Source organism: Candidatus Paceibacterota bacterium, assembly GCA_041661305.1.
Classification (GTDB): domain Bacteria; phylum Patescibacteriota; class Minisyncoccia; order Phycocordibacterales; family VMEP01; genus VMEP01.
The window spans coordinates 1-13,102 of the sequence record JBAZUR010000003.1 but is presented as its reverse complement, the minus strand read 5'-3'; the positions used below and the strand labels follow the sequence as shown (position 1 = coordinate 13,102).

The following is a 13,102-nucleotide window of genomic DNA, read 5'->3' as shown; positions in this document are numbered from 1 at the left end:
AGTTTTAGATATCTAAAATCCTAAAAAGAGCAACGCCCAAAGCAACCGAAACATTAAGTGATTCTTTTCCTTTATCGTCCGACGAACGATCTCTGGCAAGTTTTCCCTGCATTGGAATTTCGGCGACAACATCTACAACTTTGATAATTTCTTCCGAAATTCCGAGCACTTCGTTACCAACAATAAAAGCTGTGTCATTTTTTATTTTAACTTTTTTATAATCTACTGCTTTAGGTGATTGTTCTAAGGCAATAATTTCTACCTTTTCTTTTTTTAAATTTTGAATTACTTTTAGTACGTCTAATTCGTGCTCCCATGAAATAGTTTTTTCTGCACCAAGAGCTGTTTTTGCAATTTCTTTTACTGGTCTATTGAAGCGATCAACCGGTCGCGGTGTGTATCCGGTCAAAAAAATTCTTTTAATCCCCACCGTATCAGCCGTCCTAAACATAGAGCCGACGTTATGAGCGCTTCGAATATCGTTTAATATTAAATATATATTTCTTTTCCTCATAGATTTTCACGTAAACTGTAGCCTCTGATATAATACCAGCATGATACAGCTATTAAGCGTCTTTCCTTCTTTTTTAACATACGGGTTAGTTGCCCCACTTATTCTTCGTTTAGTACTTGGTGGTATTTTCCTCTCTGCCGGTTATTTAAAAATCTTTAAACACCGCGAATCAACAATCTCTATGTTTAAGTCCGCCAACTTTCCAAAACCACTCTTCTTTATGTGGTTGGTTGCTTACACAGAACTCATTTGTGGATTCTTTCTTATCCTTGGGTTATGGACTCAGGTGTCCGCTCTCTTGATTGCAATTATTTCTCTCGGGGGACTAATTATTAAACTCCGAAAACCAAGCCTCCTACGCCAAACAACCGATTTTTACATTTTTGCGTTGGCAATTGCAATATCCCTTTTGTTCTCCGGCGCTGGTTTTTTCTCTATTGATTTACCTCTGTAAAACAGCCTATTTAGTTTAACCTTGTCCGCCCAGCAGGAGTCGAACCTGCGACCCTCTCCTTAAAAGGGAGCTGCTCTACCAACTGAGCTATGGGCGGATTAAAACAAAGAAACTATAGCATGTAACGGAAAAAAGTTAAGCTTTTGAACACTTACTGTCGATTTTCATTTCTTATCCCCATCTATCCTTGCCTACTTCTGTGGTGTTGCTACACTAAATACAGGGTTGGTCAAAAAATCATTTAAGAACCAGCCATTCGCTGTTGTAAATCAAAAGAAGGAAAGCGGCTCCGCTTATGGGCTACAAAAATCCTTTCGAACGATTTACCACACACATGTTCTTTACACAATTTTTGCTCTCTTGAGTTCTCCTCTCAAGGAAGCACACCGTTCTTCGGCCTCGCTCACTAGCTTGAGGCCACACCCTACAAAAGCCATGTTCCGAGGACATGGCTTTTCTTTTTTCCAAAATTTAACATTTTTAAACCGCCTCAAGAATAAACTTCTCTAACCCAGAACCAAGCTCCACTATTCCGCGATGACTGTCGTGATAAAGAACGAGCAAGTCGGACATATCTTTTTTGAGTTCACTTTCAGTATAATTTTTTGAATATCTTACAGCTTTACCTGCAACAAAAGGAGAAACTCCAGCACTTTTTAATTTACCCCCATCCCCTCCAACCTTTTTTGCCAACGTAATATTTTTTAACTGCCATAAAATAACCCCGTGGATTTCCTCTGGTTCTGCTCCACTTTCAACTGCTTTTAAAAAATTAACCCAGGCCCCCATCCTGTCACGAGAACCAACCGCATCACCTAGTGAAAAAATATTAAACTCAGATTTTGTTCCTACGCGCAAAGAAAACTCTTGAACTTTCTGCGCATGTCCACTAATTTCAAGTAGTGCTTTTGGAGTAATACTTTCATCTGTTGTTATAAAAATATTGTCTGAAGTTGCGAGTTCTTTAGCTTTTTCTACAACCTCCTCTCGTGTTTCCTTGTTGTCTAAAAGCCCACTTAAAACAATAATTAATTTTTGCTCAAACAACCCTTGTCCTGAAATAAATTGGTCTAGTCCATTAAAACTAGTTTCACTTGTGTCAGTTTTAACAAGAAGAGTTCCTGGTTTTTTAGCAAGAAGTGTATCTACAAGTTCGTTAACTTTTTTATTTCGCTTACTAAAATCGGCTCCGTGTAAAATATATAACATGCAAGATTAGTTTTTAACCAATACCCTTAAAACAAAACGAATTTTTTCAAAGATTAAAACCAGCGACGTACTGTTCTTTTATAAGCGCGATATGCTTCCCCGTATTTCTTCTCTAGTAAATCTTCTTCGGTTGGGAGTATTACGTAGTTAACAAAAATAAAAGATAATATAAAAGCAATTAAAAGTGCGAGCGAGTTCATCACAAAAGAAAAACCAATACTTAAAAGAATAATTCCAAGATAGGTTGGGTTTCTAGAAATACTATAAGGACCGTAGGTAAAAACTTCCTTTTCTACAACACCCGCTTTTTCTTCAACAGCTTTTAGAAAATTCCTTCCACTTTCTCCTGCCCACAAAATAAGCGCCGAGGCGACAACCATTATGGCAAAACCAACCTTTCCACCATTTTCAAAAGCAACTATTTGTTGTGGCCACCAATAATCAACAAGTGCTCCCGCAATCAAAGCCATCAAAAACATCATCGGCGAATACACGATTAATTTGTTTATTTTGTGTTTTCCGTTGTTCATGTATTTATTCTACCACAAGTGAACTTTCGTCAAATCCCTTATTGACATGAAGCGAAGGACATTGTAATTTGTCCTTGGAAACACTGGGTAAAACACGCTCTTCATTAACGGAAGGAGAATCAAATGTCAAAAATGGGTCCCTACGGACACATCCCTTTAAACGAGGAAACCATGCGCGGTATGAACAATACCGAACGGGCCTTTTGGGAAGAGTTCCTCCCTGAAGTAATGGCTGTAGTCGAAAAGGAACAGGCACGCGACACGCCACTTCCATACGATTTTCCGTTGGAGCTTCTCCAAAAGTTTCAAACTGCCATCGATGTATACGGCGGAGACAAGTACTGCCAAATCAGTCAGATCAGGGAAATGTTCTCTTTCGCGAGCATTCAATAAAGCAAACCTCTTGTCGCCGTAAACCCCGCCTAAGTGCGGGGTTTATTACTTCATCTCTCCCCAATTTTTACCGACTGATACATTAACCAAAATAGGCACTTCGTGAGGATTCTTTGTTTTATCTTTCAATACCCCCTCCATAGCATCTCCAATAATTTTTGAAGCTTCTTTTTCAGACCCCTCTTTAACTTCATATATCAATTCATCATGAACCTGAAGTAAGAGTGAAACTTTATCAGAAAGTTTATTTTCTTTTATCGCTTCGTCTGCTCGCTTGATGGCGATTTTAATTATATCTGCTGCCGTTCCTTGGATTGGCGCATTCACAGCCATTCTCTCGGCTGATGCTCTAATGTATTGAATCGGAGATTTTATCATCGGAAAATATCGACGTCTTCCAAAAAGCGTTGAGGTATAACCGAGTTTTGATACTTCCGTTTTTACCCCATCAAGATACTCCGCTACTCCTGGAAACTTTTTGAAATACTGATTATAAAATTCTTCTGCCTCAACCCTTGTTCCACCAAGATTTTCTTTTAATGCATTAATACCCATTCCATAAATAATTCCGAAATTAATGACCTTGGCCTGACGCCTCATTTCTTTTGTCACATCTTTTTCCTTCACTCCAAACACTCGCGAAGCAACAGCGGCGTGCACATCGTCTCCGTCTTTAAAAATTTTTATTAAATCTTTATCTTCTGAAAGAATTGCGGCAACTCGGAGTTCGATTTGAGAGTAATCAAGCGCCAACAAAACACATCCTTTATCTGCAACAAAAGCTCTTCTTATTTTTCGTCCCGCGTCGCTCTTAATTGGAATATTCTGTAAGTTTGGATTAATCGAAGAAAATCTTCCGGTAGTGGTGCCAGCCTGAAGGAAGTGTGTGTGTAACCTTCCGTCACTAGCCACGAGTGGCGGTATAGCATCAATATACGTCGACAAAAGCTTTTGCCACTCTCTATGAGCCATTATTTCCTCAACTATGGGGTGTTCTCCCCGAAGCTTCTCTAGTTCCGAAACCCTTGTAGAACGTGCTCCCCCTTCTGTTTTTTTAAGTCCTTTTACTGACAAATTAAGAGTATCAAACAAAATTTCTCCTAATTGTTTTGGGGAATTTATATTAAATTCTTTTCCCGCATGCTTCCATATTTTTTTCTCTAAAATTTCAAGCTCTTTGTGATATTCCTTCGAAAGAGTTTTCAAATAATCTTTATCGATGACAACTCCTTTCTCTTCCGCCATTTTTATAATTGGAATAAGCGGTAACTCAATATCACGATAGATTTCCAAAAGACCATTCGCCTCAAGTCTTTCTAAGATTTTTTTCTTTGCCTCTGCAACTGTAGTAGCGCCAGTTGTTGAAAGAATATCCTCTCTATCTGGGTTCGTATATTCAGAATTATCAACCCACAAAGCGATTGCCGTTTCTTCAATATCTTCCTTTGATTCATTTAAGTCCTCAACAACTTCTTTTGCTTTATCATTACCCAACAAAGTCTTAACTCTCTCATTTAGGGTTCTAAAGTCTAACTCAACAAACAATTTTTCAATTAACGCCGGGTCAACACTTTCTCTCCATACTTTTTCTGGTAAAGAAAATTCAAACGGGGCATCTCTCCTAATTTCCGCAAGTGTTTTTGAAAAATAGGCTTCTTCTTCGTGTTCTTCTAAAAGTTTAACCATTCTCTCTTTAATTCCCGCTTTCTCAAATTCAGATTTGTTTTTTTTCAGAGCTTTGTAAATATTTTCAATAGTTCCAAAAGACTGGATTAGCATCGTCGCTGTTTTTTCTCCAACGCCCGGAATGCCAATTATGTTGTCTGATGGATCGCCACGTAGACCTTTATAATCGGGCATTAGTTTTGGAGGAAAACCAAAACGAGCAATAACTGCATCTTCGTCGTATAAAATTGTGTCATTGATTCCTTTCTTTAAAGTAAACACTCTTACTTTTTTACCATCAACCAACTGCATCGTGTCCATATCGCCAGAAGCAATAATAATGTCTGTGTTTTTATCTTTTTTTAATTTTTCTACAATTGTCCCCAAAAGATCGTCAGCCTCAAAACCAGCAAGCTCATAAGAAGGAATTCCGAACGCAACAAAAATATCCCGTGCTCTAATTAGTTGTGCCACTAAATTACTTTCAGTTTTTGGTCGTCCGGCTTTATACGCTTCATAAGCCTCGTGTCGAAAAGTTGGGTCTGGTAAATCAAAACAAGCGGCAATATAATCCGGCTTTAAATCTTTAATAATTTTAAGTAGCATCGCCACAAGTCCATAAAGGGCTCCTGTTGGTTCTCCTTTGGTTGATGAAAATTCTGGAAGTGCGTGATAAGCACGGTGAATAATCGCATGTGCATCAAGAAGAATTATTGTTTTTTTATTTTCGTTTTTCACTTCAATGTTTCAATTAAGCGCTCTGTCTCGCCTTTGTGTGTAAACTTAACCCACAAAGCTTCTTTGGGAATTATTTTTTTAACATTCTCTGGCCACTCAATAATTATAAGATTATTTTTATTAACAATATTTTCACCCCACCCCAATCGCAAAAGTTCACTTTCTTTTGAAAGACGGTAGGCATCAATATGGATAAGTTTCTCCCACTCAAGACCTTTTGGTAACTTGTACCGTCTTTCAATAATAAATGTTGGTGATGGTATTCGTCCTTTTATCCCCATCTCCGCTCCTAAAATTTTTGTTATTGCTGTCTTACCACTACCCAAATCGCCTGAAAGTGCAATGATTGTTGCTTTATTATTTTTTGAATTTATCTTTCCTTTTTTCTCAGCCAAAGAAAGAAGTTTCCCTGCAAATTCTTTTGTATCACTAATGTTTTTACACAGCTTTTTCATGTTAGTCGATTTTAACACACCATAAAAGAAACCACTCCCTTGTTTAGAGGGAGTGGTTTCTTTTATGCATACCTACTAATCTTTATGGTCTTGGAACGTTAGACGCTCTATATGTACCAACTACGTGCCTAGAAAGCACTCCTAGACAGAAGATAATCAAGATTAAGAGTAACCACCCGAGCAAAGTGTCTGGCAAGAAGCTTGACCCAAAGAGTGGGGCGAGAGCTCCTGAAGACTGGTTTGTGTCGCTACTTAACAAGACATAAGCAATAGCTTCTTCTTGTGTATTGTCTTCTCTTGTGTAAACCATACCTACACTAACAACGACAACTTTTCCGCTTTCAATAGAGTTTTCAACTCTTGTTTCAACGGTAAACGAACCAGCCTCTCCTGCTTCTAGTGTTTTTAGATCAACGGTGAGTGTTCTGTCTTTTTCGTTGTAGTATCCACGTGACGCATCAACAAAGGAAAGTTCTCCTGGTAAGACGACACGGATAGCCACATCGTGCAAATCCTCGCTCGTTTTAGTGTTTCGATAATTAATCGTAAAGATTACTCTGTCTCCACGAGCGACATCTTCTCTGTTTGAAGAAATAGAAAGCGTGATTGCTGATGTCTTTGTGCTACCAGAAGCACCACTTACAACGTACGTTGTTTTAGAGGAAGTAACAGTTGGTGAAGTAACAACAACCGAAGTCGTGTTAGATGAGCCACCCGTAGTAAAGCTCATTATATCTCCCTTGTCTGTTCCGTATTGATTTTGAACTACTGCGCGGTAGTAATAAGTCCTTCCGTTAACAAGGCCAGTGAGATCTTCGGAAAAGGCCAGAGTCACGGCGCTTCCAATATTTTTACTTTGCGTTGTGTTTCCTAGAGAGCTTGTTGTTCCCCATTCAAACCAACCAGTTGTATTAACACCGCCGTTAATGAAGACAAGACCATTTACCCTTGCTGTTGTTTGCCCGATTGAAGTAGCGAGTGTTGTCACTGCCGTTGGCTGACTACCTCCCGCATAATTATATGTTGAGTTGTAAAGATTATTACTGTTTGTCGCAAAAGACATAACTGTGCCGTAAACAGTGCCGTTTGAATTTTGTGCAACTGCTCTGTAGTAATAAGTTGTATTTGAACTTAATCCGTTTACTGTTTGAGTAAATGTGCCAGAAGAAGTTTGGTTCAACTTAAGAGTTGTGTTGTTGAAGTAGCTAGAATTTGTTCCCCACTCAAACCAACGTGTTGTGTTTGTGTTTCCGTTTGGATCAACAAACCCCTGCAAAATAGCGAATGTATCACCAGTTTGCACTGTTGAATAAGTCATAACGAAAGGAGTCTGTCCGTAATTGTAATTACAATTATAGTTACCGTATCCACAATTATTATTGTTGTAATTGCTACTTGTTGTAAACGATTGCATCGCACCATAAACAACTGCTGATCCAGAATTTTGCCCTACCGCTCGGTAGTAATATGTCGTATTTGGATTCAAAGAGTTGTTAACCGAATAGAAAGTTGTATTAACTGTTCCAACGTTAACCTGTGGAGTGGTGTTTCCAAACGAACTTGTCTGTCCCCACTCAAACCAAACGTTAGTAGAACTTCCGCCGTTTGAATTAACAGCCCCTTGAAATGTCGCTGACGTCGCAGAAACACTCGTTGGAGAGTTTGTTGTTATTGTTGGAGAAGATTGATTTTGGGTTGAACAAGAAGAGGTTGAAGAACTCTGAACATTTCCTTGGAAAACATTTTGTGGGTCTGCTGTATCCCAGAAAACTAACCTATATTGAAATGTAGAGTTACATGGGATATCAACTGTCTCAGAAACATCTTGGGTTCCACTAACCACAACGCTTCTCGTTGGAGTTGATATTGATGCTCCGTTGTTAACCGTGTAAGAAAAATAATACCCTGCTGTCGCTGTCCCGCTTGAAGTTACGTAACCGCGTAAATTAACGCTATCGGCCAGTACTGGACTCGCAAAAACTCCCCAAATAAGGGCAATAACTCCTACAGAAAGCACTTTTAATAATTTCTTGTTCATGGTATTTATTCTTCTATTAATTTTAATTAATTTATAATCTATCACAAAAGACAGAAAAAGTCAATGGCATATAGACTAAACCTCCTAATTCCTTAATTCACTTCTTTTTTCTTCTTTTTGTCAAGGTTTTTCCCCTTAAGGTAGCACCGTAGCCCCGCAACTTATGGCGGGCACTAAACTCGAATATTTAAGAAAAATAAAAGAAGAGATAAATTCTGCCTACTTGATTATGCCGTACCAGACCGCAATTTATTTCACTTCCCCATGGAATATCCGTGTTTGCTAGTATTTCAAAACACCATTAAAAACATCTCGGGTAATTTACATAAAAAAGAGGGAGCATCACTGCTCCCCCTTCACTCTTCCCTCCGAAGAGAGTTTACCGTGTTCCTCCGCCGGTGATTCTGCCGATACCAGCTCCCGGCGAAGATGTTCCTCCGCTGAAAGTTCCTGGTACAGACGTCCCTCCGCCAAAAGTTCCCGGTGCGTAAGTTCCACCACCGAAAGCCTGCCTTGGATACGTACCCCCGCCAATGGTCCCCACGCGCGGTGCTTGTGGATATGTTCCACCACCAATGCTTCCACCGATCGGCGCTTGAGGATATGTTCCACCGCTGAGAATCCTTCCAGCCGGAGCGACAGGTGCCGCTTGTTGGTTGTAGTTAACCGTCTGGTTAATTTGCGCAGACTGTGAACCACTTCCACCAGACACATACCCGCTGAATCCGACGGAGCCACACCCGTAGCAACCATCACTGACGACTACGATCGGCGTTTCGGTGACCACTTCCCGCATCACCACACGACTCTTGCGATACCAGCCCGTTTCTTCGGTCCTTGTGGTTTTTTCGGCGAAAATGCGGTATTCCTTTTCCACAACCCTTTCTTCCTTGGTTGGGGTAGAGAGATACACGATTTCCTTGACCGGGTTGCCGCAGTCGTCTCGGGCGTAAATCTTCAAAGTCCCATCCTTTACTTCAAAGCGGAACTTGTCGCCGTCGCGTTGCGCAACCCATTGCCAACCATGAATCGTAAACATATGGACGCAAGCATCCTTTTCGATTGGCAAAACTTGTCGCCCTTCCCCGTCTGCGAGTGGCAATTTCTTCAAATACTTTGCCTTCGGCACATAGTACCGATACTCGCCGGTTGTGAGTGCCGACATACACTGGTTTTTTTTATCGAAAGTGTCCGCGCCAACTCCTTTCGAGGGAATGGGTGCAACAACTTTCGAAACCAGCTTGTATTCTGTCGGCCGAGCTTGTTGCCCTTCGGCAACAGCGATGCAGTCCCCGAGTTTATTCCCTTTCGAATCCACTCGGCAGTCCAAAAACGAGGACCTTGAAGTAGTTGTAACCTGCACAGCCTCGGCGCCAGAAGTAACTCTGGAGCTACTCGGCTGAGCCTTGCTTTCCATGCCGGCACAGCCGAGAAGGAAAGAGGTTGTCGTAGCCAACAATATGGCTATTAGCTTCGCTTTCATGGCAAACCTCCGTTTATCAAAATTGGCAAAATTGCCAAATACATTTCTGCTGATACCCTATCATATTTTTTATATTTTGTCAATAAGAAAACGGGGTCATCATGACCCCGTTTTAACCGCTAAAATTCAACGGATTGTGTTTCTTTGGTGGATTATGTATCCACTGTTTCCTGGAGTAATCGGCGTAAAGTTGTACGGACTGTAAGTTCCGCCCGGCCCAGGAGTAAAATACCCCGGCCCATACCCCATAATTGGGAAGGTACAGCATGGCACCCCTAAGGGGTAATATGTTCTGACACTTTGATACGTCTGCTGATAAACAGGGTAGTTATACCCATAATAACCACCAACACTAACGTATCCTGCCCCCCTCCAACCGGAACACCCTCCAAGGAAAAGCGCTGCTATTGCAAGGAAAAACAAAGGTTTTTTCATGGCTCAACCCTCCTTTCGGTTGAAAATCAAATTAAAAGAAAGCTCTTTTCTTAGCATGCGCTATCCCCATCTTTTCCACAAGTCTTTTTGCTCACTCACTGAAACTACGCGAGTAAAATTCTGCTGAAAATAATCGCGCCCCAATGGACGATTGCGCGATATGATTCCAGCTGAATCATCTGCTCGGCCCGTCGGCCTGCGCAAGGTAGTTTCAGTGAGTGAGTGGAGTAAGGGAATACAAGTGAGACAAAAGAAAAGGGGCGCATAAAGCGCCCCCTGATGCCTGGCTTTTGTTTTAGCACAGACTGGGAAACATGGACCATGTGGACTGACAGCCGCGGGGCTGTTGACCACGCATTGGCTGAATTTGCCCGCGATACTGTTGCTGGGAGTATGTCCCAGCGACTTCCGCAGGAGCACCGGCATTTCCGGTATACGGCACCGCTGCCTGAGCGCAAACGTCGGGACGCCCGCCGTTGTCGAGACAAGCAGCGATGATTTCCGCTGCCGCCAAACGCCTTGCTGCGTCAGCCTTCCCTACCGCAGCCCCGATTTCACTCGGAATACGCGGATGAGTAGCCCTGGCAACCGAAGCAACGCGCCCAGAAGACGTAAGTGTCTCGGCTGGACGGCACACCTCGACACCGTCAACGATTCGACACTCCTCTTCGAGAAGCACCGGTTCGTACGCTGTCGTGCGAGACATCGGCTGTCCTCCGCATCCTGCGAGGAGAACAACCGCCAACATTGCAAACCCTAGACCGACTGTTTTCATGATGTCCTCCGAGAAAACGTTGATTGAGAAAGAATTTAACCTATTGCTATTATTAGCATATATCCAGCAAAAAGTCAAGTTTCTTTTGATATTCGCCCTTTGAAATGCGCATATAATTTTCTGCTGAAAATTTACTATACTCGCCTCGTCAGGCTCCCGTTTTGTTCGTGCTACTGCACGATTACAAAACGCAGTCCTGTGTGGCTCCGTAATGCATTTCAAAGGGGAATATTGGGGCTGAAAGAAAAACCAAACTTATACTTAAGTTTAAATATCACTAAATTTTTAAATTTCACTTTCCCAAAAACCGCGGTTTTCCTTTAATTCGAAGTCAAAATGAAGTATCATTTCGTTAATGCAAGATTTCGATGACAAAAAACAAGATGATCGTTTACTTTTTTTACGAAAAAGAGAAGAGGAGGATCTTATAAAAATACTTTCTAGTAAATACGGAATCCCGTACATAGACCTTTCTACTGTTTCTATTGAAGGAGATGCCCTCAAGGTTATTACGGAGGAAAAAGCTCGTGCCGCAGAAATCGCCACCTTTCAGTTGTTGAATAAAAAAGTTTTTATTGCTGTTCGTTCCCCAGACAGAAGCGACACAAAAATAGCATTGGAGGGAATTGTTGAAAAAGGATACTCCCCTGTTTTATTTCTTGCTTCAACGGCAAGTCTTGAGCGTGCTTGGGCTCGTTATAAGGAAGTGTCGTTTTCTTCTGAAACGAAATCTGGACTTCTTGATGTTTCTATTGATTTTTTGGCTGAGGCTTTTGAAAAAATAAAAACTATCCCTGATATAACAAACATGGTTAACGATGTTTTGAAAAAAACAGGCGGACATAAAATTTCTGTGATGTTGGAAATCCTTCTTGCTGGATCAGTTGCTGTTGGTGCTTCAGATATTCATATCGAACCAGAAGAGAGTGAAGTCCATATTAGAGCGCGCCTCGATGGAGTATTGGAAAATCTTCTAACTATAAATTTCGAAACTTACAAACTACTTTCTTCTCGAATAAAACTTCTTTCTGGTTTAAAGCTAAATGTTATTGCTTCTGCTCAAGATGGAAGATTTAGTATCAAATTACACGAGAAAGATATTGAAGTACGCTCCTCGGTTATTCCTGGTGCTTACGGAGAGTCTTTTGTTATGCGTATTTTAAACCCTGAAAGTATTGCTGTTCCATTTGAAAACCTTGGTGTAAATACTCATCTTTTTGAAATTATCGAAAAAGAGCTGAAGCGTCCAAACGGTATTATCTTAACAACAGGGCCAACTGGTTCAGGAAAAACGACAACACTCTACGCTTTTTTGAAAAAATTATATTCACCAGGGAGCAAAATGATTACCATTGAAGACCCTATTGAATATCATCTTGAAGGAATAACCCAAACTCAAACGAACGAAGAAAAAGGATACACGTTTTTGGAAGGCCTTCGTTCGGCCTTAAGACAAGACCCGGATGTAATAATGGTTGGTGAAATTCGAGACACAGAAACAGCGAAAATTGCTATTAACTCCGCCCTAACTGGACACCTCGTCTTCTCAACTCTTCACACCAACACCGCTGCTGGTGCTATCCCCCGTTTAATAGACCTTGGTGTTGATGCAAAAATAATCAGTTCAGCTTTGAATGTTTCCATCGCTCAACGCTTGGCTCGTAAGCTTTGTGTTTTTTGTAAAAAAGAAGAACCAGCCACAGACGAAGAGAAAAGAATTTTATCTGCCGTTGTCGAAAGAATTAAAGAAGAAAAAAAAGATTATGCTTTAACTTCGATTGAATCTCTTCTTCCAGTTTCAAAACTTTTTCAGCCTGTTGGCTGTGAAAAATGTAACAACACTGGCTTTAAGGGGCGGGTTGGTATTTATGAAGCAATTTTAACCGATGAAAACATTGAGAAAGCTATTGGAGAGAACCCAACAGAAAGAGGAATTAAAAAAGCTGCCATAGCTCAAGGAATTCTTGATCTACAAGAAGACGCTACTATTAAAGTACTCCAAGGAGTAACCTCCTTAGATGAAATCAGCCGTGTCGTCGACCTAGAAGAGGTTTAGTATAACTATTTTTTAAATTGCACTTATCTGTTTTAGTTTTTTGTATTTAAGTACAAAAAAAATACTGTTAAAAAATATTGCGCAGGCTGACGAGCCGAGCATAGCAATCCGCCAGCAGGCGGATATGCGCGTTTTTTAACAGTATTTAAAAAAGAAAAACTTAAAAACCTCTCTCGGTGGTTCTTAGAAAAATAGACAAAAACAAGAATCTCTAAGTAATCCTTTCCGCAAAAGAGTGGAAAGGGAGAGAGTATCTGCAAGGATAGTCTCAGCAAACACGCAAGCGTGCAACCAAAAACGTCCTCCAAACCCCTCCGGCAAGACACTAGGTCTCATTACTTAGAGATTTCTGCCCTC

General features: G+C 40.8%; 11 protein-coding genes and 1 tRNA gene. 3 read left to right on the top strand and 9 right to left on the bottom strand.

Going from position 1 to position 13,102, the window contains the following annotated elements:
- Positions 1-4: 4 nt before the first annotated feature.
- The gene (locus WC724_03180; GenBank protein MFA6077995.1) at positions 5-514 is read right to left on the bottom strand and encodes a TrmH family RNA methyltransferase; all 510 of its coding nucleotides are present in this window, start codon (positions 512-514) and stop codon (positions 5-7) included.
- A gap of 40 nt (positions 515-554) precedes the next feature.
- Here WC724_03180 and WC724_03175 point away from each other — a divergent pair, with 40 nt between their 5' ends.
- Positions 555-968 (top strand): DoxX family protein, encoded by a 414-nt coding sequence (locus WC724_03175; GenBank protein MFA6077994.1) that lies wholly within the window; start codon positions 555-557, stop codon positions 966-968.
- A gap of 24 nt (positions 969-992) precedes the next feature.
- On the opposite strand, the gene WC724_03170 is transcribed toward WC724_03175, so the two are convergent.
- The 3 genes from WC724_03170 to WC724_03160 form a co-directional block, all read right to left on the bottom strand.
- Positions 993-1,065: transfer RNA gene (locus tag WC724_03170), tRNA-Lys, on the bottom strand.
- 383 nt (positions 1,066-1,448) lie between these two features.
- Positions 1,449-2,177, bottom strand: coding sequence for a hypothetical protein (locus tag WC724_03165; GenBank protein ID MFA6077993.1), 729 nt, complete (start codon positions 2,175-2,177; stop codon positions 1,449-1,451).
- Positions 2,178-2,230: 53 nt separating this feature from the next.
- Positions 2,231-2,707, bottom strand: a complete 477-nt coding sequence (locus WC724_03160) for an isoprenylcysteine carboxylmethyltransferase family protein (GenBank protein ID MFA6077992.1) — start codon at positions 2,705-2,707, stop codon at positions 2,231-2,233.
- A gap of 123 nt (positions 2,708-2,830) precedes the next feature.
- Between WC724_03160 and WC724_03155 the strand changes: the two genes are divergently transcribed.
- Positions 2,831-3,100: a hypothetical protein gene (locus WC724_03155; protein MFA6077991.1), complete on the top strand. Its 270-nt coding sequence runs from the start codon at positions 2,831-2,833 to the stop codon at positions 3,098-3,100.
- Positions 3,101-3,145: 45 nt separating this feature from the next.
- Here the strand turns inward: WC724_03155 and WC724_03150 are convergent, their stop codons facing one another.
- The 5 genes from WC724_03150 to WC724_03130 all read right to left on the bottom strand — a co-directional run bounded on the left by WC724_03150 (position 3,146) and on the right by WC724_03130 (position 9,914).
- On the bottom strand, positions 3,146-5,503 hold the full coding sequence (locus WC724_03150; protein MFA6077990.1) for a DNA polymerase: 2,358 nt from the start codon (positions 5,501-5,503) through the stop codon (positions 3,146-3,148).
- Positions 5,500-5,958 carry a tRNA (adenosine(37)-N6)-threonylcarbamoyltransferase complex ATPase subunit type 1 TsaE gene (tsaE, locus tag WC724_03145; GenBank protein ID MFA6077989.1) on the bottom strand — a complete coding sequence of 153 codons (459 nt, stop codon included), beginning with the start codon at positions 5,956-5,958 and terminating at the stop codon, positions 5,500-5,502. Before tsaE ends, WC724_03150 begins: the two co-directional genes overlap by 4 nt.
- An 82-nt stretch (positions 5,959-6,040) precedes the next feature.
- Positions 6,041-7,996, bottom strand: a complete 1,956-nt coding sequence (locus tag WC724_03140) for a hypothetical protein (protein MFA6077988.1) — start codon at positions 7,994-7,996, stop codon at positions 6,041-6,043.
- Between the two features lie 379 nt (positions 7,997-8,375).
- On the bottom strand, positions 8,376-9,479 hold the full coding sequence (locus WC724_03135; GenBank protein MFA6077987.1) for a hypothetical protein: 1,104 nt from the start codon (positions 9,477-9,479) through the stop codon (positions 8,376-8,378).
- A 126-nt stretch (positions 9,480-9,605) separates the two neighbouring features.
- Positions 9,606-9,914, bottom strand: a complete 309-nt coding sequence (locus tag WC724_03130) for a hypothetical protein (GenBank protein ID MFA6077986.1) — start codon at positions 9,912-9,914, stop codon at positions 9,606-9,608.
- Positions 9,915-11,044: 1,130 nt separating this feature from the next.
- Between WC724_03130 and WC724_03125 the strand changes: the two genes are divergently transcribed.
- Positions 11,045-12,745: a type II/IV secretion system protein gene (locus WC724_03125; protein ID MFA6077985.1), complete on the top strand. Its 1,701-nt coding sequence runs from the start codon at positions 11,045-11,047 to the stop codon at positions 12,743-12,745.
- Positions 12,746-13,102 lie beyond the last annotated feature (357 nt).